19 protein-coding genes and 1 other RNA gene are annotated in these 19,809 nt (G+C 64.0%); 8 read left to right on the top strand and 12 right to left on the bottom strand.

What is annotated here, in order from left to right:
- Positions 1–130 precede the first annotated feature (130 nt).
- The 3 genes from FJV80_RS18970 to FJV80_RS18960 are packed head-to-tail and all read left to right on the top strand — an operon-like array spanning position 131 to position 5,432.
- Entirely contained in the window at positions 131–1,270 is a 1,140-nt protein-coding gene (locus FJV80_RS18970; RefSeq protein ID WP_142877120.1) for an efflux RND transporter periplasmic adaptor subunit, read from the top strand.
- Positions 1,267–2,337: an efflux RND transporter periplasmic adaptor subunit gene (locus tag FJV80_RS18965; protein WP_142877119.1), complete on the top strand. Its 1,071-nt coding sequence runs from the start codon at positions 1,267–1,269 to the stop codon at positions 2,335–2,337. The genes FJV80_RS18970 and FJV80_RS18965 overlap by 4 nt, the downstream gene beginning before the upstream one ends.
- Complete coding sequence (locus FJV80_RS18960) at positions 2,337–5,432, top strand: efflux RND transporter permease subunit (RefSeq protein WP_142877118.1); 3,096 nt, start codon at positions 2,337–2,339, stop codon at positions 5,430–5,432. Before FJV80_RS18965 ends, FJV80_RS18960 begins: the two co-directional genes overlap by 1 nt.
- A gap of 46 nt (positions 5,433–5,478) precedes the next feature.
- Here the strand turns inward: FJV80_RS18960 and FJV80_RS18955 are convergent, their stop codons facing one another.
- The 12 genes from FJV80_RS18955 to ffs all read right to left on the bottom strand — a co-directional run bounded on the left by FJV80_RS18955 (position 5,479) and on the right by ffs (position 17,033).
- Positions 5,479–6,225: an ABC transporter ATP-binding protein gene (locus tag FJV80_RS18955; protein WP_095771965.1), complete on the bottom strand. Its 747-nt coding sequence runs from the start codon at positions 6,223–6,225 to the stop codon at positions 5,479–5,481.
- Entirely contained in the window at positions 6,222–7,058 is an 837-nt protein-coding gene (locus FJV80_RS18950; RefSeq protein ID WP_095791917.1) for an ABC transporter ATP-binding protein, read from the bottom strand. Before FJV80_RS18950 ends, FJV80_RS18955 begins: the two co-directional genes overlap by 4 nt.
- Entirely contained in the window at positions 7,055–7,975 is a 921-nt protein-coding gene (nikC, locus tag FJV80_RS18945; RefSeq protein ID WP_142877117.1) for a nickel transporter permease, read from the bottom strand. Before nikC ends, FJV80_RS18950 begins: the two co-directional genes overlap by 4 nt.
- Positions 7,972–9,033, bottom strand: a complete 1,062-nt coding sequence (locus tag FJV80_RS18940; RefSeq protein ID WP_095771802.1) for an ABC transporter permease — start codon at positions 9,031–9,033, stop codon at positions 7,972–7,974. The genes nikC and FJV80_RS18940 overlap by 4 nt, the downstream gene beginning before the upstream one ends.
- A gap of 16 nt (positions 9,034–9,049) precedes the next feature.
- The gene (locus FJV80_RS18935) at positions 9,050–10,693 is read right to left on the bottom strand and encodes an ABC transporter substrate-binding protein (RefSeq protein ID WP_142877116.1); all 1,644 of its coding nucleotides are present in this window, start codon (positions 10,691–10,693) and stop codon (positions 9,050–9,052) included.
- Between the two features lie 252 nt (positions 10,694–10,945).
- Positions 10,946–12,238 (bottom strand): lytic murein transglycosylase, encoded by a 1,293-nt coding sequence (locus FJV80_RS18930; protein WP_142877115.1) that lies wholly within the window; start codon positions 12,236–12,238, stop codon positions 10,946–10,948.
- Between the two features lie 26 nt (positions 12,239–12,264).
- Entirely contained in the window at positions 12,265–12,870 is a 606-nt protein-coding gene (gene recR, locus FJV80_RS18925) for a recombination mediator RecR (RefSeq protein WP_142877114.1), read from the bottom strand.
- A 90-nt stretch (positions 12,871–12,960) separates the two neighbouring features.
- Positions 12,961–13,953, bottom strand: a complete 993-nt coding sequence (locus FJV80_RS18920) for a cell wall hydrolase (RefSeq protein ID WP_142877113.1) — start codon at positions 13,951–13,953, stop codon at positions 12,961–12,963.
- A 229-nt stretch (positions 13,954–14,182) separates the two neighbouring features.
- Positions 14,183–14,590, bottom strand: a complete 408-nt coding sequence (locus tag FJV80_RS18915) for a hypothetical protein (protein ID WP_142877112.1) — start codon at positions 14,588–14,590, stop codon at positions 14,183–14,185.
- Between the two features lie 76 nt (positions 14,591–14,666).
- The gene (locus FJV80_RS18910; protein WP_095771796.1) at positions 14,667–14,990 is read right to left on the bottom strand and encodes a YbaB/EbfC family nucleoid-associated protein; all 324 of its coding nucleotides are present in this window, start codon (positions 14,988–14,990) and stop codon (positions 14,667–14,669) included.
- Positions 14,991–15,013: 23 nt separating this feature from the next.
- Positions 15,014–16,831, bottom strand: coding sequence for a DNA polymerase III subunit gamma/tau (locus FJV80_RS18905; RefSeq protein WP_142877111.1), 1,818 nt, complete (start codon positions 16,829–16,831; stop codon positions 15,014–15,016).
- 105 nt (positions 16,832–16,936) lie between these two features.
- An RNA gene (gene ffs, locus FJV80_RS18900) (signal recognition particle sRNA small type) lies at positions 16,937–17,033 on the bottom strand.
- A 144-nt stretch (positions 17,034–17,177) separates the two neighbouring features.
- Between ffs and FJV80_RS18895 the strand changes: the two genes are divergently transcribed.
- The 5 genes from FJV80_RS18895 (at position 17,178) to FJV80_RS18875 (ending at position 19,780) form a co-directional block, all read left to right on the top strand.
- A complete protein-coding gene (locus FJV80_RS18895; protein ID WP_095771794.1) occupies positions 17,178–17,597 on the top strand; it encodes an HIT family protein in 420 nt (139 codons plus the stop codon).
- 69 nt (positions 17,598–17,666) lie between these two features.
- The gene (gene nudC / locus FJV80_RS18890; protein ID WP_142877110.1) at positions 17,667–18,614 is read left to right on the top strand and encodes an NAD(+) diphosphatase; all 948 of its coding nucleotides are present in this window, start codon (positions 17,667–17,669) and stop codon (positions 18,612–18,614) included.
- 21 nt (positions 18,615–18,635) lie between these two features.
- Positions 18,636–18,941 (top strand): Dabb family protein, encoded by a 306-nt coding sequence (locus FJV80_RS18885; protein WP_095771792.1) that lies wholly within the window; start codon positions 18,636–18,638, stop codon positions 18,939–18,941.
- A 162-nt stretch (positions 18,942–19,103) separates the two neighbouring features.
- On the top strand, positions 19,104–19,355 hold the full coding sequence (locus FJV80_RS18880; RefSeq protein ID WP_095791923.1) for a type II toxin-antitoxin system Phd/YefM family antitoxin: 252 nt from the start codon (positions 19,104–19,106) through the stop codon (positions 19,353–19,355).
- Positions 19,355–19,780, top strand: a complete 426-nt coding sequence (locus tag FJV80_RS18875; RefSeq protein ID WP_142877109.1) for a type II toxin-antitoxin system VapC family toxin — start codon at positions 19,355–19,357, stop codon at positions 19,778–19,780. Before FJV80_RS18880 ends, FJV80_RS18875 begins: the two co-directional genes overlap by 1 nt.
- The last annotated feature ends 29 nt before the right edge of the window (positions 19,781–19,809 follow it).

Genomic DNA, 19,809 nt, shown 5'->3' with positions numbered 1-19,809 from the left:
CGACGAGAAGATCCGGGCCTTAACCAGTCGGACGATACGCGTACGAGGCCGGTTTCCTTTTTGCGGGGATCGATTATCCTCCCGACATCCGCGAGGCATCGCGATCAGCGACCTGCGGCTGGGGGAGCCCATGATGAGGAACGCGACATCGTCCGTCTCGCCGCCATCCGTCAAAACCTCCAGCCTTTTGTCATTTCCAATTGCCTCGGCAGTGTGCGCCTGCGCAGCCGCATTGCTGCTGGCCGGCTGCCAGAAGCAGGAAGCGGCGGACAAGAAACTGCCAATCATGGTGCGTACCGAAACGGTGGCGATGGCCGACTATGCGCCGAGAACCTCGCTGACCGGGGTGATCGCCGCGCGCACGCTGAACAATCTGTCGTTTAGGGTTGGCGGCCGCATTGCCGAGCGGCTCGTCGATGTCGGCCAGCATGTCGACCAGGGGGTGGTGCTTGCCCGCATCGATCCGCAGGAGCAGCAATCCGACCTGCGTTCCGCACAGGCCGATCTCGATGCAGCACGAGCGCAGCTGACCCAGTCCGCCGCCGCCTTCGACCGGCAGAAGACGCTGCTTGCCCAGGGCTTCACCACAAGGCGCGACTATGACGCCGCCGACCAGGCGCTGAAGGTGGCGCAAGGCAGCGTCGATGCCGCGCAGAGCGCATTCGCCAACGCCCAGCAGAATCTGTCCTTCACCGAGCTCAAGGCGGGTGCCGCCGGCGTCATCACCGCCCGCCAGGTCGAAACCGGCCAGGTAGTGCAGGCGGCACAAACCGTCTTCACCGTCGCCGAGGACGGTGACCGCGATGCGGTGTTCAACGTGCAGGAGACGCTGGTCGCCAGGACGCCGGCCTCGCCGGCGGTGACGATCACATTGTTGTCCGACCCGCAGGTCCGGGCGACAGGCAAGGTGCGCGAAATCTCGCCGGCGGTCGACCAGGCTTCCGGTTCGATCCGGGTCAAGGTCGGCATTGCCGGCACGCCAGCCGGCATGCCGCTGGGGGCGGCCGTCATCGGCTCGGTCAGCGCCAAGCCGGCGAAGGCGATCCTGCTGCCCTGGCAGGCGCTGACATCCAGCGCCGGCAAGCCGGCGGTGTGGATCGTCGACCCCTCGACCAAGGCGGTGGCGTCGACGCCGGTCGAGGTGCAGGCCTTCGATTCAGGTACGGTCGTCATCACCGGCGGACTGAACGAGGGCCAGAGCGTCGTGACCGCGGGCGGGCAGTTGCTCAGTCCTGGCCAGACGGTCGAGATATCGGGAGCGGCCCAATGAACCGGCCTGTCATGCTTGGCCTGTTCGCGCTTGGCGCGCTCGCCGCCTGCTCGAAATCGGAGGAAAAGCCGCCGGAGGTCATCCGGCCGGTCCTGTCGATAGTGGTCGAGCCGCGCACAACGCAGACCTTCGGCTTTGCCGGCTCGGTCGAGCCGCAGGTCAGCGCCGACCTTGCCTTCCGCCTGCTTGGCCGGGTTGTCTCGCGCGACGTCAAGGTCGGCGACATCGTCAGCAAGGGCACGACGATCGCCGCACTCGACCCGACCGCGCTGGAGTTGGCGGTGCAAGCAGCCAAGGCCGAGCTCTCCAATGCAGAGGCCCAGTTCGCCAACGCAGCCGCCAGCGAGGAGCGCCAGCGCCAGCTGCTTGCCTCGGCCAACGCCTCGCAGGCCGTCTTCGACGCCGCCCAGCAGGCACGCAAGGCCGCGGAAGCCAATGTCGAGCGGGCCAAGGCTTCGCTGGCCAAATCGCAGGAGCAGCTTGGCTACGCCAGGCTGTTCTCGGATTTCGACGGCGTCGTCACCGCTGTCGGCGCCGAGGTCGGGCAGACCGTCTCGGCCGGCCAGACGGTCGTCACCGTGGCACGCTCGGATCTGCGCGAAGCCGTGGTCGATATTCCCGATCAGTTGACCGGCGATCTGACGGCCGGCACGCCGTTCCAGGTCATCCTGCAGTCGCTGCCGACGATCGAGACCCAGGCCAAGCTGCGCGAGATCGCGCCGCAGGCCGAGGGCTCGACCCGCACCCGGCGCGTCAAGCTGACGCTCACCGATCCGCCGCAGGCCTTCCGGCTCGGCTCGACGGTGACGGCGACCCGCGTGACCAAGGTGGCGCCGACGATCGAACTGCCCATCTCGGCGCTGCTGGAAAAGAACGGTGCCGACAAGGTGTGGATCGTCGATCCGCAGACATCGAGCGTGAGCACGAAAGAGATCAAGGTGGCCGCCAAGGGTGCCGCAACCTTTACCGTCGCCGAAGGGCTGGAGGCCGGCATGCGCGTCGTCACCGCGGGCGTCCACAGCCTGAGCGAAGGCCAGAAGGTCAAAGTGCCGGAGGGCGGCGTCTGATGAAGGGCTTCAATCTCTCCGACTGGGCGCTCAGCCACCGCTCCATGGTCTGGTATTTCATGCTGGTCTTCGTGGTGGCCGGCATCTTCTCCTACCTCAATCTCGGCCGTGAGGAAGACCCTAACTTCACCATCAAGACGATGATCATCCAGGCCAACTGGCCGGGCGCCTCCGTCAAGGAGACCTTGCAGCAAGTCACCGACCGCATCGAGAAGAAGCTCGAGGAACTCGACAGCCTCGACTACACCAAATCCGTCACCACCGCCGGCCAGACCGTCATCTTCGTCAACCTGAAGGACACCACCAAGGCGCGCGATGTCGTGCCGAACTGGATTCAGGTGCGCAACATGGTCAACGACATCAAGGCACAGCTTCCGCAAGGCGTGCAGGGACCGTTCTTCAATGACCGCTTCGGCGATGTCTACGGCAACATCTACGCCTTCACATCGGACGGGCTGACGCCGCGCCAATTGCGCGACTATGTCGAGGATGTCCGCGCCAAGGTCCTGACCGTGCCCAATGCCGGCAAGGTCGATCTCGTCGGCGCGCAGGACGAAGCCATCTATCTCGAGTTCTCGACCCGCCAGATCGCCGCCCTCGGCCTCAACCAGCAGGCGATCGTGGCAAGCCTGCAGGCGCAGAACGCGATCACGCCGTCCGGCGTCATCCAGTCTGGACCGGAGCGCATCAGCGTGCGCGTCGGCGGCCAGTTCACCTCCGAGGACAGCCTTCGCGCCATCAACCTGCGCGTCAACGACCGCTTCTTCCGGCTGAGCGACGTGGCGACGATCACGCGCGGCTATGCCGATCCGCCAACGGCGCTGTTCCGCTTCAACGGCCAGGATGCCATCGGGCTCGCCATCGGCATGAAGCCCAACGCCAATCTGCTGCAGTTCGGGGAGGCGCTGCATGAGGAGATGAACAAGGTGCTGGCCGACCTGCCGGTCGGTGTCGGCGTGCATCTGGTTGCCGACCAGCCGGTCATCGTCGAGGAGGCCGTCTCGGGCTTCACCCGCGCTTTGTTCGAGGCGGTGGCCATCGTGCTCGCAGTATCGTTCATCAGCCTCGGCATGCGGGCCGGCTTCGTCGTGGCGCTGTCGATCCCGCTGGTGCTGGCCATCACCTTCACGGTCATGGCCTATCTCGGCATTTCGCTGCAGCGCATTTCGCTCGGCGCGCTGATCATCGCGCTCGGCCTTTTGGTCGACGACGCGATGATCGCCGTCGAGATGATGGTGGCGCGGCTGGAGGTCGGCGACAATCTGCGCAAGGCGGCCACCTATGTCTACACCTCGACCGCCTTCCCGATGCTGACCGGCACGCTGGTGACGGTCGCCGGCTTCATCCCGATTGGGCTCAATTCGAGTGCCGCCGGCGAATACACTTTCACCCTGTTCGTCGTCATCGCCGTGTCGCTTTTGGTGTCATGGATCGTGGCGGTGCTGTTCGCGCCGCTGCTCGGCGTCACCATCCTGCCGGCGACGATGAAGACGAAACACCATGACCAGCCGGGACGCTTCACTTCGCTGTTCCGGCGCGTCCTTGTCGGCTCGGTGCGCCACCACTGGCTGACCATCATCGCCACGGTGCTGTTGTTTGCCGCCTCGATCGCCGGCTTCGGTCTCGTCCAGCAGCAGTTCTTCCCGCCCTCCGACCGGCCCGAGCTGATCGTCGACTGGAACCTGCCGCAGAATTCCTCGATCGCCGAGACGCGCGACCAGATGGAGCGCTTCGAGCAGCGGGCGCTGGTCGGCAATCCCGATATCGACCATTTCTCGTCCTATATCGGCGAGGGCGCGGTGCGCTTCGTGCTGGCCTATGACGTGCAGCCGGCCAACCCCTATTTCGGCCAGACCGTGATCGTCACCAAGAGCATCGAGGCGCGCAACCGGGTCAAGCCGGCGCTGGAAAAGCTGCTGCGCGAGGAGTTCGTCGGCACCGACGCCTTCGTCAAATTGCTCGAACTCGGGCCGCCGGTCGGCCGTCCGGTGCAGTACCGCGTCGGTGGTCCCGACATCCAGACGGTGCGCGAGCTGGCACAGCAATTCGCCGGCGTGATCTCGGCCAATCCGAAGCTGGCAGCCCCCACCTTCGACTGGAACGAGCCGCAGCGCGTGCTGAGGGTCGACGTGCTGCAGGACAAGGCCCGCCAGCTCGGCATCACCTCTTCCGACATCGCCAGCGCGCTGAACAGCACGGTCGGCGGCGCCACCATCACGCAGGTGCGCGACGCCACCTATCTGATCAATGTCGTGGCGCGCTCACGCGATGCCGAACGCGGCTCGATCGGGACGCTGCAGAACATGCAGTTGCCGACCAGCACCGGCGAGGCGATCCCGCTCGCGGCGGTGGCCAACTTCCGCTACGAGCTGGAGCAGCCGACAGTATGGCGACGCGATCGCATTCCGACGATCACCGTGCGCGCCGGACTGGTCGGCGACGTGCTGCCGGCCACCGTGGTCAACGAGCTGAAGCCATCGGTCGATGCCTTTATCGCCAAGCTGCCGCCGGGCTATTCTGTCGAGACCGCGGGCTCGGTCGAGGAAAGCGCCAAGAGCCAGGGTCCGATCGCGGCCGTGGTGCCGCTGATGCTCTTCGTCATGGCCACGATCCTGATGATCCAGTTGCAGAGCTTCCAGCGCCTGTTCCTGGTGGTGGCGGTGGCGCCGCTCGGGCTGATCGGCGTGGTCGCGGCCCTGGTGCCGAGCGGCGCGCCGCTCGGCTTCGTCGCCATCCTCGGCGTGCTGGCGCTGATCGGCATCCTGATACGCAACTCGGTCATCCTGATCGTGCAGATCGAGGACCTCGTCGCCGAGGGCAAGGATCGCTGGGCGGCCGTCATCGAGGCGACCGAACACCGCATGCGGCCGATCGCGCTGACGGCGGCCGCCGCCAGCCTGGCGCTCATCCCGATCGCACGCGAAGTGTTCTGGGGTCCGATGGCCTATGCCATGATGGGCGGCATCATCGCGGGCACGGCGATCACGCTGCTGTTCCTGCCGGCGCTTTATGTGACGTGGTTCAGGATCAAGGAGCCGAAGCAATCGAGCCAAGCTGGACACAGCGAAGCCTTGCCTGAGGGCGGAGCGGCCTGACGCTCGCGTGGCGCCGGCGCCAAGGAAGTCTATTTATTAAGTTTGGCTACGCCCTCACGAAGCCATCGCTCGCTCTCAGCAGATTGCGCGTATAATCCTCGGTCACGCGGTGCGCGACGAGTTGGGCTGCCGTGAGGTTCTCGACCGCCTCGCCGCTTTGCATCACCATCAACCGCTCGCACATATGGGTGATGATGGCGAGGTCGTGGCTGACCATCAGGAAGGTCAGCTTGCGCCGTCGGCGGACCTCTTCCAAAAGGTTGAGCACTTCGGCCTGCACCGAGGCATCCAGCGCCGAGGTCGGCTCGTCGAGCAGCAGGATTGACGGCTCGAGGATCAGCGCGCGTGCGATCGCCACACGCTGGCGCTGGCCACCCGACAATTGATGTGCGTAGCGGAAGCGGAAACCGTTGCCGAGACCGACTTCATCGAGCGCGCGTTCTATGCGCTTTTCGCCATCGGCAAAACCATGAATGGCAAGCGGCTCCTGCAGCAGCCGGTCGACGGTCTGGCGCGGGTGCAGCGAGCCATAAGGATCCTGGAAGACCATCTGCACTTCGCGATAAAAGGCCTTGTCGCGGCGCGCGCCGAGCGTCTTGCCGTTGACGGTGATGCTGCCCGAAGCGACCGGCGCAAGGCCGGCGATCGCCCTGAGCAGCGTCGATTTGCCGGAACCGCTCTCGCCGACCAGGCCGAAGGATTCGCCTGACCTGACTTCGAGGCTGACGCCTTTCAGCGCGCGAAACCGGTCGAAGATCACTTCCAGCCCGTCGACGGTGATCGCAGCTGTCATGCCGCCCACTCCGGCTTGCGGTCGAGCACAGGCAGGGGGTGACGCTCGAAGCCGATCCTGGGCATGCAGTTGAGCAGGCCGCGCGTGTAGGGATGCTGGGCCTGGCCGAGTTCGGAGGCCTTGAGCTGCTCGACCACCTTGCCGGCATACATGACGATGACGCGATCGCAGAAGGACGAGACCAGGCGCAGATCATGCGAAATGAAGATCAGGCCCATGCCGCGATCGCTGACCAATTTATCGAGGATGCCGAGCACGTCGAGTTGCACGGTGACGTCGAGCGCCGAGGTCGGCTCGTCGGCGATCATCATTTCCGGTCCGGCGATCAGCATCATGGCGATCATGGCGCGCTGGCCCATGCCGCCGGAGACTTCATGCGGGTGCAGGTCGAAGACCCGCTTGGGATCGCGGATCTGGACCGCCTCCAGCATGGCCAGCGCACGCTCGCGCGCCTCGGCCTTGGAGACCTTTTCATGCGTGCGCAGGGTTTCGACGATCTGCCGGCCGATGCTCATCACCGGGTCGAGCGAATATTTCGGATCCTGCAGGATCATGGCGATGCGGTTGCCCCGCAATGCCCGGCGCTGACGCGGCGAGATGCCGAGCAGGTCAATGCCGTCGAAGGCCAATTTTTTGGCCGATATCCTGGCCTGCGGCGGCGTCAGGCCCATGATGGCGCGGCCGGTCTGCGATTTTCCCGAGCCGCTTTCGCCGACGATGCCGAGCCGCTCGCGGCCTAGCGTGAAGGACACGCCGCGCACCGCCCGGACCAGGCCGGTGCGCGTCGGAAAATCGACCCTAAGATCGTCGACGTCGAGCAGGGTGTCGCTCATTGGTCACCGCTCCGCGGATCGAGGGCATCGCGCAAGCCGTCGCCAAGCAGGTTGAAGCCGAGGCTGACGATGAGGATGGCGAAGCCGGGCGCGCCGGCCACCCACCACTGGTCGAGAATGAAGCGGCGGCCCGACGCGATCATGGTGCCCCATTCGGGCAGCGGCGGCTGCGCGCCGAGGCCGAGGAAACCGAGGCCGGCGGCGATCAGAATGATGCCGGCCATGTCGAGCGTCACCCGGACGATCAGCGAGGAGATGCAGAGCGGCATGATGTGGCGCAGCACGATGCGGAAGGGCGAGGCACCCATCAGTTGTACTGCCTTGATGTAATCGGAATTGCGCACCGTCAGCGTTTCCGCGCGCGCAATTCGCGCATAGGGCGGCCAGGAGGTGATGGCTATCGCCAGCACCGCGTTCTCGATGCCGGGGCCGAGCGCGGCGACGAGGGCCAGCGCCAGGACCAGCTTGGGGAAGGCGAGGAAGACATCGGTGATGCGCATCAAGATGGCATCGGTCCAGCCGCCGGCATAACCGGCGACGGTTCCGACCAGCAGGCCGATGGGTGCGGCGATGATGGCGACCAGGATGACGACGTAGAGCGTCCAGCGCGAGCCGTAGAGGATGCGCGAAAGGATATCGCGGCCGAGGTCGTCCGTCCCGAACCAGTGCCCGGAACTCGGCGCCAGCAGCCGCGCGTTCTTCAGGTCGCCGAAGGTCGGCGAATAGGGTGCCAGCACGCCGGCGAGGGCCGCGATGACCAGCAGGGCGATGATGATCAGCAGCCCGACAAAAGCCAGCCGGTTGGCGGAAAAACGCCGCCACGCGACATAGGCGCGGCCAAGCCTTGCCTGCATGCGGGAGGCCGGCCGCTCGCTGAGCAGCCAATCGCGACGGCTCTGGATCGCCTCGGCGCTCATCCTGCCTTCGTCCTTGGATCGAGCACGCGGTACAGAAGATCGGACAGAAGATTGATGCCAATGAAGACCGAACCGATGGCGATGGTGCCGCCGAGCACGGCATTCATATCGGCATTCTGCAGCGAATTGGTGATGTAGAGACCGATGCCGGGCCAGGAAAAAACGGTTTCGGTCAGCACCGAGCCTTCGAGCAGGTTGGCATAGGAGAGCGCGATCACCGTCACCATCGGCACGGCGGCGTTGCGCAGCGCGTGGGCCCAGATGATGCGCCGTTCCGACAAGCCCTTGGCACGCGCGGCGACGATGTATTCCTGCGCGAGTTCGTTGAGCATGAAGGAACGCGTCATGCGGCTGATATAGGCGAGCGAAAAATAGCCGAGCAGCGAGGCCGGCAGGACAATGTGGCGGTAGGCGTCCCAGAAGACATCCCATTGCCCCTGCATCGCCGAATCGAGAAGGTAGAAACCGGTGATCGGCGTGAAGGTGTATTCGTAGACGACATCGAGCCGCGCCGGGAAAGCCACCCATTGCAGCTTGGCGTAGAACAGCACCAGTGCCAGCAGGCCGAGCCAGAAGATCGGCACGGAATAGCCGATCAGGCCGATAATGCGCACGATCTGGTCGATGATGCTGCCGCGCCTGACCGCCGCCAGCACGCCGAGCGGCACGCCGATGAACGAGCCGATCAGTGTTCCCAACGTCGCCAGTTCGATGGTTGCGGGAAAAGCACGACGGATGTCGGTCATGACCGGATTGGTGGTCAGCACCGAGGTGCCGAAATCACCGCTCAGGGCATTCTTCACATAGATGTAGAATTGTTCGATCAACGGCAGGTCGAGGCCCATCTCGCGGCGCGTGCGCTCGACGACATTGGCCGGCGCCCGGTCGCCGAGCACCGCCAGCACCGGGTCGATCGGGATGACACGGCCGATGAAGAAGGTGACCGCGAGAAGACCAAGGTAGGTCGTCACCGCGATGACCAGGAAACGGCCGATCGCCGACGCAATGGCGACGGCGCGGGCGCTGCCGCGCCCGCTCTCGTTTTCAACCGCGCTCATGCGGCGCGTCCGCGCGCTATTCTTTCGAGACCGGCCCGACGAAGTTGGTGTCGAAGCTCGGGCCGAGCGCGAAGCCCTTGAGGTTCTTGCGCAGCCCGGCCACTTCCAATTGCTGATGGATGATGACGAAGGGGCTGGTGTCGAGGATCTTCTGCTGCAAATCCTTGTACATGTCGGCGCGCTTGCCCGTATCCTTCTCCAGCAGTGCCGCTTCGGTTTCCTTGGTCAGGTCCGGAATGTCCCAGGAATTGCGCCAGGCGAGCGTGTGCGACTTGCCGGCATCCGAATTGTCGGGGTTGGAGGCGAAGGTCTGGGCGTTGGAGTTCGGATCGAAATAATCCTGGCCCCAATTGCCGATATAGATGTCATGGTTGCGGGCGCGGTACTTGGTCAGCGTCTGCTTGCCGTCGCCGGGGATGATTTCCAGCTTGATGCCGGCCTGGCCGAGCGTCTGCTGGATCGATTCCGCCATGCCGGTCGTCGGCTGGCCGGTGCGCACGTCCATGGTGACGCTGAAGCCGTCTGCCAGGCCGGCCTTGGCCAGCAATTCCTTGGCCTTGGCAACGTCGAGCTTGAAGGGATTGGTGTCGATGGCGCCGAGATCGCCCTTGGGCAAGAATGATTGGTGGATTTCGCCGATACCCTTGAGGATGGTCGAGCTCAGCGCATCGTAGTCGACCAGATATTTGAAGGCTTGGCGCACCTCGGGCTTGGCGAGGTTCGGGTTCTTCTGGTTGAGGCTGATGTAGTAGACCGTGCCTTTCGGCGCGCTGGTGGTGGTGAGATCGGCGTTCTTGGCGATGGCGTCGAGGTCGTTCGGCTCGAGGTTGCGGGCAACGTCGATGTCGCCGGCTTCGAGCGCCAGGCGCTGGGCCGAGCTTTCCTTCATGTTGCGGTAGATGACGCGGGCGAGCTTGGCTTTTTCACCGTGATAGTTGTCGTTGCGCTCCATGACGACAGCTTCGTTGGCGCGCCATTCGCGCAGCTTGTAGGCGCCGGAGCCGGCATAACCGGTTTTCAGCCAGGCATTGCCGAAGTCGTTGTCCCATTTGTAGTCGGCGCTCGGCGTCACCGCGGCGACATGCTCCTTGACCAGCTTGGCGTCGACAACGGAAGCGACGGTGGCCGACAGGCAGTTCAGCACGAAGCTCGGCGCATAGGCCTTGTCGACGGTGAACTGGAATGTCGTGTCGTCGATTGCCTTGGCCTTTTCGGTGACGTTGTCGCCGCTGATGCCGAACTGGTCGATGATGAAGGCCGGGCTCTTGTCCAGCTTGACGGCGCGCTCGAACGAATAGGCGACGTCGGCCGCGGTGATCGGGTTGCCCGAGGCGAATTTGAGGCCCGGCTTGAGCTTGAAAGTGTAGGTCAGGCCATCGTCGGAGACGGTCCAGCTGTCGGCGAGATCCGGCTTGACCTTGGAGGTGTCGCCGAGGTCGAGACGGACTAGCAGGTCATAGGTGTTGCCGGTGACTTCGGCGGTCGACAGCTCGAACGCTTCGCCCGGATCCATGGAGATGATGTCGTCGATAGCGAATCCCTCGACCAGCGTGTCGGCGGGCGTGACGGCGAAGGCAGGCGCTGCGCCAACGAGCAGCGCCGACATCGCCGCGCCCGCCAGCAAGGCACGCGAGCGAAGAGCAAACTTTTCCATCATCATAGTGATTGTTCCCTGTTTTGTTGGTTGTTGACCTGAGTTCCCGGCTCAGGGTTGCAGAATTCTTGTCGGGGCCGAACGACAGCCCTTTAGCCCCTTACCGTCGTGGTTTTTGTCCAATTGGTCAACAGCATATCCGGCCGCTTTGTGACGGGCAACGAGCATTTGCAGAACGAGTAGAATGGCGGGCAGCGCGTCGACGCACGGGCCAGCCGATCGGGGCCGCCGGACGAGAAAATCTGCCAATTCTTCGAGTTATTTCAGCACGGCGACCAGGCCGGCATCGGGAAAGCAGGTCGCTGCCTGGCCGTTCTTGGACTGCCACTTGCCGATCGAACGGCGGGTCTTGAAGCCCGGCAGGCCGTCGGCGCTGCCGACATCATAGCCCTTGGCCTCCAGCGCCCGCTGCAAGGCGGCGATGTCGGAGCGATGGAGATCGCCGACCGGACCCCAGTTGCCGGAAAAATTCTGGTCGCCATGCGCAATGCGGTCGGCGCCGTGACCGATGAACAGCGCGTAGAGGTCGCTGGTGTTGTATTCCTTCAGCACATAGAAATTGGGGGTAGCGATAAAAGCCGGCCCGCTGCGGCCGGCCGGCATCAGCAGGAAGCCCTCCACCTTCAGCTCGCTCGCCGGAAACGGCTTGCCGCCGACGCGCTTGATGCCCATGCCAGCCCACTCGGAGATCTTCTTGCCCTGATCGGGACCTTCCAGCGAGCAGGAGACGCTGTCGGGCACGGTTACCTCGAAGCCCCAGCCGCGTCCCCTCACCCAGCCATAATGGACGAGATAGTTGGCGATCGAGGCGAGCACGTCGGGCGTCGAGTTCCAGATGTCGACGCGCCCATCACCGTCGAAATCCACCGCGTGCTTGAGAAAGGAGGTCGGCATGAATTGCGGCTGGCCAAGCGCACCGGCCCAGGACGATTTCATCGCGCCGACCGGGGCGAGGCCGCGTTGGACGATTTCCAGCGCGGCCAAAAGCTCGGTGCGAAAGAAATCCTTCTTCGTCGACGTGAACGCCTTGGTGCCCAGCACCTCGAAGGCGTCGTAAGGCATCTTTGCCGCGCCGAAGCCGGTCTCGCGGCCCCAGATCGCCAGAAGGATCTCGCCGGGCACGCCATAGCGCTTTTCGATCGCCGCAAGCGTCCTGGCGTTGGCGGCTTCGCGCGCGCGGCCGCCCGACGTCACCGCACGAACCGTCTTCTCGGCGAAATAGGCGCCGGGCGAGCCGAACTCGGCCTGATGCTGCTTCTGCGGCGTCTTCGGCTTCTCGCCGGGCATGATAAGGTCGGGCAGCTTCAAATTGGGCCTTATGCCGTCGAAGGCGGCATCGAAAGTCTGCTTGGAAATGCCTTTGGCCTTGGCCTCGGGCCAGAGGTCGTTCTGCAGCCAGGCGCGGAATTGGTCGTCGATCTTGGCGGCCGAGGCGGGGGCAGAAAAGACGAGGAAGGCAAGCGCAGCCAGGAAAAATGCAAGACAGAGCTGGCGACGTCCGCGTTCTGTGTCGGTGCTTGGCACCAGCCTCGAAGGACGCGCAACAATCATTATCCGCACCCTTCCCGCCAATTGCATCAAAACGCCGTCCGTGCGCGCAGCGCGGCGGCGAGCGTGCCCTCGTCGAGATAGTCGAGTTCACCGCCGACCGGCACGCCATGCGCCAGCCTTGTCACCTTGATGTCTAAGCCGGACAGCTGGTCGGTGAGGTAGTGCGCGGTCGTCTGGCCCTCGACCGTTGCGTTGACGGCGAGAATGATCTCCTTGACCTCGCCGCCGGCGACGCGGTCGATCAACGAGCGGATGTTGAGCTGGTCGGGGCCGACACCATCGAGCGGCGACAGCGTGCCGCCGAGCACATGGTAGCGCACATTCATGGCGGCTGCCCGCTCCAACGCCCAGAGATCCGACACGTCCTCCACGACGATCAGCGTGGCGGGGTCGCGGCGCGGATCGGTGCAGATCATGCAAGGGTCGGATGTGTCGACATTGCCGCAAGTGGAACAGATGCGCACCTTGTCGGCGGCTTCGCCCATGGCGGCGGCGAGCGGCGACAGCAACTGTTCCTTCTTCTTGATCAGATGCAGCGCCGCGCGCCTGGCCGAACGCGGGCCAAGTCCCGGCACCTTGGCCAGGAGCTGGATCAGGCGTTCGATCTCGGGACCGGCGATTCGCTTGGACATTGCTCTGATCTAGGGTTTTTCAGAGCGCTTTGGAACATCCCGCGTTCGCGCATGGTCGCCATACTGCCAATCGAAGCCGTGCGATGCGAATCAGTTGACCTCGAGCGGTCGAGACTGGCTGGCGATCATGGCACCGATGGCGTCGGTGTTCTCAGGCGTCGACTGGAACCCCATCGCCGCCTCTTGCGGCGCACCCTGAACCGAGGAAATGACGCGGGTGTTCAAGGTTCCGCCGAAACGGGCGGCGTCCGGTTCTTCCATCGGCTCCTGCATCGCGACCATTGTCGGCTTCACGGTCACCCGCGCCGACTTGGCCGTGGGCGCCGCGGCGGCGGTCACATAGGTCTCTTGAGCCGGGGCGGCGGTCCTGATCTTGGGCTGACGAGCCGGTTCCGCGGCGGCAGTCATATAGGCCTGCTGCGCCGGAGCGGTTCGGGACGTTTTGGCGGGGCGCGCCGGCTCCGTCGAGGCAACCATCGTCACCGGCGCCGGCTTCACGATCTCGGACCCGGCCGAGGCAACCGCCACCATTGGTTCATCCGGCAGCGGCTGCCAGTTGCGGCCGCGCTTCTCGTAGAAGGCATTGCCGCCGGCAACCATGGTGTAGTGCATGTTCTTGTAGGGGAAGCGCAGGCCGGCGGTGTGGAAATACATCGTGTTCTTCAGCTTGGCCTTGCGCTCGCCTTTGAGCACGGCATCGGCCGCTTCCTCGACATCGGGCATGGCGCGCGAATTCATCGGCCTGGTCATGACACCCGGCGCGAATTGCCCCGGCTCTCCGACCACCTGGCAGATGGTGCTGCCGTGGTTGCCCGAGCGCAGCCGGTTCATGACCACGGTGCCGACAGCGATCATGCCATCGCGGCTCGAGCGGTTGGATTCGAAGAACATCGCCCTCTCCAGGCACTCCCTGTCCTTCGGCGAGTGGCTGGAGGCGCGCGACGTCAGGAAGCTCGGCGTGATGGCATCGGTCAGGCCTGCAACGGACATGCCGTGCGAAGTGGTCTGGCTGCAGGCGGCCAAAAACAGGGGAGACGTGATGACGCCGAGCAACAGCGGCGTCTTCCATCGCGTGACGATCAACAGGCTACCCTCTCACTTCGATGCCCGCCCCCGGGCTGCGGCAAGAATGAGACACTTTCGGGCAAAATGATGGCCAAAACGTTATTAACAAAGTACTGTTGCCGAAAAGGCACAATTTTGAGCCTTTCCAGATAGATCGAGCCGTCATTTCACGAAAGCGATGACCGCTCTCTCTTGGTTTCGCCGCAATTGCCGAGGGAAAAACCTCGTCCCGTTTTTCCGGGAATCGCTACCGCGCGGTCGCAATCGCCGCCGGCTGGCCAGGCTCAGCCTCCTCGACCTTCTCCGAAAACAGGCCGCGCCTGAGAAACAGCGCCCGCGCGTCCCTGGCCGCCGGCGCGATCTTTCCCGGCCAGTCGCTGTCGATGAATTCGGCCTTGGTGAAATCGGTATTCGTTTCGGAGGCCGCCTCGAGGAATTCGGCGATCTCCAGCACGACAGCGCGTTCGTCCTTCGAAAGCGCCGACGTGCCGGCCTCGATCGACGGCCGGTGCACGAAATCCTCGAACAGGTAGAAGTAGCCCTTGATGCCGACAATATCGACGCCGGCATCGCAATCGGCGAGAATTTCCAGAATCTCGTAGATCCTGTTGCGGATACGCTGCTCGATCAGTCTTTCGGACGGCTCTTCGGTCATGGGCGCATCGCCGCTGGTTTAAACTTTCATGCATGCCGTTACCCCAAAACCGCTGCACGGTCTTGAGCGAGACGCATCAGAACGGCAGTTTCATTCCCGGCGGGATCGGCAGGCCTGATGTCAGCGCCTTGGTCTTTTCCTGCATGATCTGCTCGACCTTGGCCTTGGCGTCATTGTGGGCGGCCAGAATCAGGTCCTCGAGGATCTCGACCTCATCCTCCTTGAACAGGGACGGGTCGATCTTCAGCGACTTCATCTCGAACTTGCCGCTCAATGTGACGCTGACCAGGCCACCGCCGGCCTGGCCGACGGATTCGACCGTAGCGATCTCATCCTGCATGGCCTGGAACTTGGCCTGCATTTCCTTCGCCTTGCCCATCAGGCCGAGAAGATCTTTCATGGTCCGATCCTTGTCTTGGTTTGTCAGGTCTCGTCGTCATCCGCCGGCGGCTCGACCGGCACTTCGGCTGCGGTCGCGTCTGCCTCCGGCGCGTCGGGAATGCGCACGTCGATGATCTTGGCGCCGGGGAAGCGCGCCAGGATGGCGGCAACCGTCGGATCGCTCTTTGCATCGAGGAAGGCGTTTTCGCGCTTGGTCGATTCCATTTCGGCCAGTGTCTGGCCGCCCTCTTCCTTCGACAGCGACACCAGCCAGTTGCGGCCGGTCCAGGCGCGCAGTTTCATCGTCAGGTCGTTGAGCAGCAGCTTGGGCGCATCGTCGGTCAGGCTGACGTCGATGCGGCCGGGCTCGAAGCGGACAGGACGGATGCAACGCTTGACCAGCACCTTGAAAGCTATGTCGCGCTGCGCGTCGGCAAGCGCAACGATGTCGGCCAGCGACCTGACCGGCACCTGCTGCGGCTCGGACACCGGCGCGGGCGGCGCGACGAAGGCGGCCGGCGCCGGCGTGGCCTCGACCAGCCGCATGGTCTGCGCGCCACCGGAACCGGATGGCATGCGCGCCTGCGCCACCGCGCTGGCCGCGCCGCCATTGCCAGGACCGGCAGGGGCGCCATTCGGGCGCGATGCGCCATTCTGAACTGTTGCTGCCCCGTCCAGTGATCGCAACGCCTCGTCCAGAGTCGGCAGGTCGGCGGCATGCGCCAGCCGGATCAGCACCATTTCGGCGGCACTGACCGGCCGGTTGGAGGACTGCACCTCGGGAATTCCCTTGAGCAGCATCTGCCAGGTCCGCGACAGCACACGGACCGATAGCGCCCTGGCGAAATCGGCGCCGCGCTGGCGCTCGTCCTGCGACAGCGATGCATCGTCCATGGCGGTCGGCACGAAACGCAACCGGGTGACGAGGTGGTTGAACTCGGCAAGATCGGTCAGCACCGCGGCCGGATCGGCGCCGGTGTCGTATTGCGCGCGGAATTCGGCGAGTGCCGCCGCCACGTCGCCCTTCATCACATGTTCGAACAGATCGACGATGCGGGCGCGGTCGGCCAGGCCCAGCATGGTCCGCACCGCTTCGGCGCTGACGGCGCCGCCGCCGTGCGCGATCGCCTGGTCGAGGATGGAGAGCGAATCGCGAGCCGAGCCTTCGGCCGCGCGCGCGATCATCGCCAGCGCGTCGTCGTCGACCGAAATGCCTTCCTTGGCGGCGATCGAGGAGAGATGCGCCACCAGCGCGCCGGCGTCGATGCGCCTGAGGTCAAAGCGCTGGCAGCGCGACAGGACGGTGATCGGAACCTTGCGGATTTCGGTGGTGGCGAAAATGAATTTGACGTGCGGAGGCGGCTCTTCCAGCGTTTTCAGCAGGCCGTTGAAGGCCTGCGTCGACAGCATGTGCACTTCGTCGATGATGTAGACCTTGTAGCGGGCCGAGACCGGCGCGTAGCGCACGCGCTCGATGATGTCCCTGATGTCGTCGATGCCGGTGTGCGAGGCGGCGTCCATCTCGATGACGTCGACATGGCGGCCTTCCATGATCGCCTGGCAATGCTCGCCGAGCACGGCGAGGTCGACGGAAGGCTGGTCGACGGTCGCGGTCTTGTAGTTCAGCGCCCGCGCCAGGATGCGCGCCGTGGTGGTCTTGCCGACACCGCGCACGCCGGTCAGCATCCAGGCCTGGGCAATGCGGCCGGTGGCAAAGGCGTTGGTGAGGGTGCGCACCATCGGCTCCTGGCCGACCAGCTCGGAAAAATTCGACGGCCGGTATTTGCGCGCCAGCACGCGGTAGGCGGCGGCCTTTCCATTCTCCGGGCTTTTTGGCCCCGAATTTCCGGCTTCGCTCATTCGCCCGTTAAGCTCCAAAAGGCCGCGCCCAAAGGCGCCGATTCCTGCGCATAGTCTCGCCCGCGCTGCAATGCGTCGTCAATGTCGCGAGGAAGGGCCGATGAGGTGGGAGGCTGGAACAATGACCCGTTCCGGGCTCGTTAGGGCTGCTTCCTTCCGGACCTGACCCGGTTGGCGAGTGGATCGTCCACCACCAACCTCCCGATGTCCATATCGGCAATTGCGCGACGAAATGCAAGTGCGCAGGCAAATCGGCGCCATCACAAGAGAGATTCGCTTGCAGCCCCGATGCAGCCGCTCTAGCGTTCGTGGTTTGATGAAAACAAGAAAAGCAAGGGAAACGCCGATGCTGCCGGGCCTGAAGGCCGGATTCACGCTGGATGCCCGGCTGGAGGCGGACAGCGAGCAGTTGATGTGGCTTGGGCTGTGCGAATTGCGGGTGATGAACGACCGCCGCTGGCCATGGCTGCTCCTGGTGCCACAGCGGCCGGGCGCGGAAGAAATCCACGACATGACGCCGCTCGACCAGGCGATGCTGACCTTCGAGACCAATATGGTGGCGCAGGCGCTCAAGAAAGTCAGCGGCTGCACCAAGATCAACACCGGCGCGCTCGGCAATATCGTGCGCCAACTGCATATCCATATCGTCGCACGGTCCGAAGGCGATCCCGGCTGGCCCGGCCCGGTGTGGGGGTATGGCCTGCGCGAGCCCTATCAGCGTTCCGACCTGCGCCGGTTTGCCGAAACCGTAAGGGCGGCGCTATAAGCCTTCCCCGGTGTTGTTCCGAAACACGTTCATTCCCGGACATGTCCATTCCAAAGCATCAGAGACCGCATGAGCTTCCGCCTGTTTGACGCGCCTTTGCGCGAGCCGAGCCAGTTCGTCGGCTTTGCCGGCAACATGATCGACCGGCAATCCGAGAATCGAGCCGACGATTCGGTCGACAAGGCGCTGGCGGATCCCACGACGCGGCTTTTGCTGATGAATGGCGGCCGGCTCCACCTGAAGCTTGGTAACAGCGGCAGTCTCGATCCCTGGTTCGACGCCGCCGGGAGCGAACCCTTCAAGCCGTCCCTCGCCGGGGCTGTGCTGCTCGGCTTTTCCGAACAGGGGCCGGTACTGGCGATGCCTGTGGGGATCGAGGCCGAACAGCTGCCCGAGACCGTCAAGGCGATCGACTACCGGTCTGTCTACATGCAGGGGCTGATCGATGAAGCGGCGGCGGGAGCGATGGCGCAAGGGGCGGCCCTGCTTGCCTGGCACGCCAGCCATCGTTTTTGCAGCAAATGCGGCACGCAATCGCAAATGCGGGCTGGCGGCTACAAGCGCCATTGCCCGAATTGCGGCACCGAACATTTTCCGCGTACCGACCCGGTGGCCATCATGCTGACGGCGACACGGGAAAAATGCCTGCTCGGACGCGGCCGGCATTTCGCGCCGGGCATGTATTCGGCGCTTGCCGGTTTCATCGAGCCGGGCGAGACGATCGAGGCGGCGGTGCGCCGCGAAACGCTGGAGGAGGCCGGCATCCGGCTCGGCCGCGTCGTCTACCACGCCAGCCAGCCCTGGCCGTTCCCCTATTCGCTGATGATCGGCTGCTTCGGCGAGCCGCTCAATGAGGACATCCAGGCCGACCTCAACGAGTTGGAGGACTGCCGCTGGTTCGGCCGCGACGAGGTGCGCCTCATGCTGGCCAGGGAGCATGCCGACAACCTTGTCACGCCGCCGAAAGGGGCGATCGCGCACCATCTCATCCGCGCCTGGGTCGACAGCGAATACTAAAAGTCATTGCAGGAGTAGAAAATGATCCGTCACACCGTCGTCTTCACGCTAAAGCATCCGCCGCATTCGCTGGAGGAAAAGCGTTTCCTGGTCGATGCCAAGAAAGCCCTCTCGACGATCCGGGGCGTCACGCATTTCGAACAGTTGCGGCAGATCAGCCCCAAGAACGACTATCAGTTCGGCTTCTCGATGGAGTTCGCCGACCAGGCCGCCTACACCAGATACAACGATCATCCCGACCATGTCGCCTTCGTGCGCGACCGCTGGGTGCCCGAGGTCGAGAAATTTCTCGAGATCGACTATGTGCCGCTGGGTGCGGTGATTTAAGCGCAGCCAGCGTTGAACAACAGCAAGCGCGATAGCGCTCCTGGCAAGGGCGACGCAACCCTATCCGTGAACTTGCGATGGGTTGCCATTCGTGCGCTCAACCTTGCAATTTCCGCTCAAACGGATTAAATGTGGTTACGTAACCACATTTGCGGAATTGGTATGATCACCACGCTTTCAGGTCGCGAACTCAATCAGGATCTAGGCCGCGCAAAACGCGCTGCCAAGGACGGCCCCGTGATCATCACCGACAGAGGGCGGCCAGTGCATGTCCTCTTGTCGTTCGATGAATATAAACGGCTCACCGGTAAAACGCGGTCGCTCGGTGACATGCTGGCCACACCGGAAGCGGGTGACGTTGACTTGCCGCTCCCGGCCCGCACGGAACATGCCCAACCAGTAGACCTGTCCTGATGCTGTTGCTCGATACCAATGTCGTGTCCGAATTGCGCAAGGTATCGAGCGGTAGGGCGCATCCCAATGTCGTGGTCTGGAACGAAACCGTCGATCCCGCCGAAACCTTCATTTCATCCGTAGTCCTGCACGAACTGGAGATTGCCGTAAGACTCGTAGAGCACAACGACGCCGTTGCTGGCAAAGTGCTGCGCAATTGGTTGGAAAATGCGGTTCTCACAACATTTTCCGGTCGTATCTTGCCGCTGGACGACGCAGCGGCCGTTCAGGCGGCACAATGGCATGTGCCCAATCCCAAACCGATCAATGATGCCTATATCGCGGCCACGGCCTTCACCCGGCGGATGACGCTGGTGACGCGCAACATTGGCGATTTCGAGGGAACGGGAGTAACGTTGGTAAATCCGTGGGACATCCAGGCGTAGGCTTTTAAGTCATGGCTTCCTGGGATTGC

It is taken from the genome of Mesorhizobium sp. WSM4310 (assembly GCF_007003935.1).
GTDB lineage: Bacteria > Pseudomonadota > Alphaproteobacteria > Rhizobiales > Rhizobiaceae > Mesorhizobium.
Note: the sequence above shows the minus strand (reverse complement) of the source record. Positions and strands in the feature narration are given on the sequence as shown.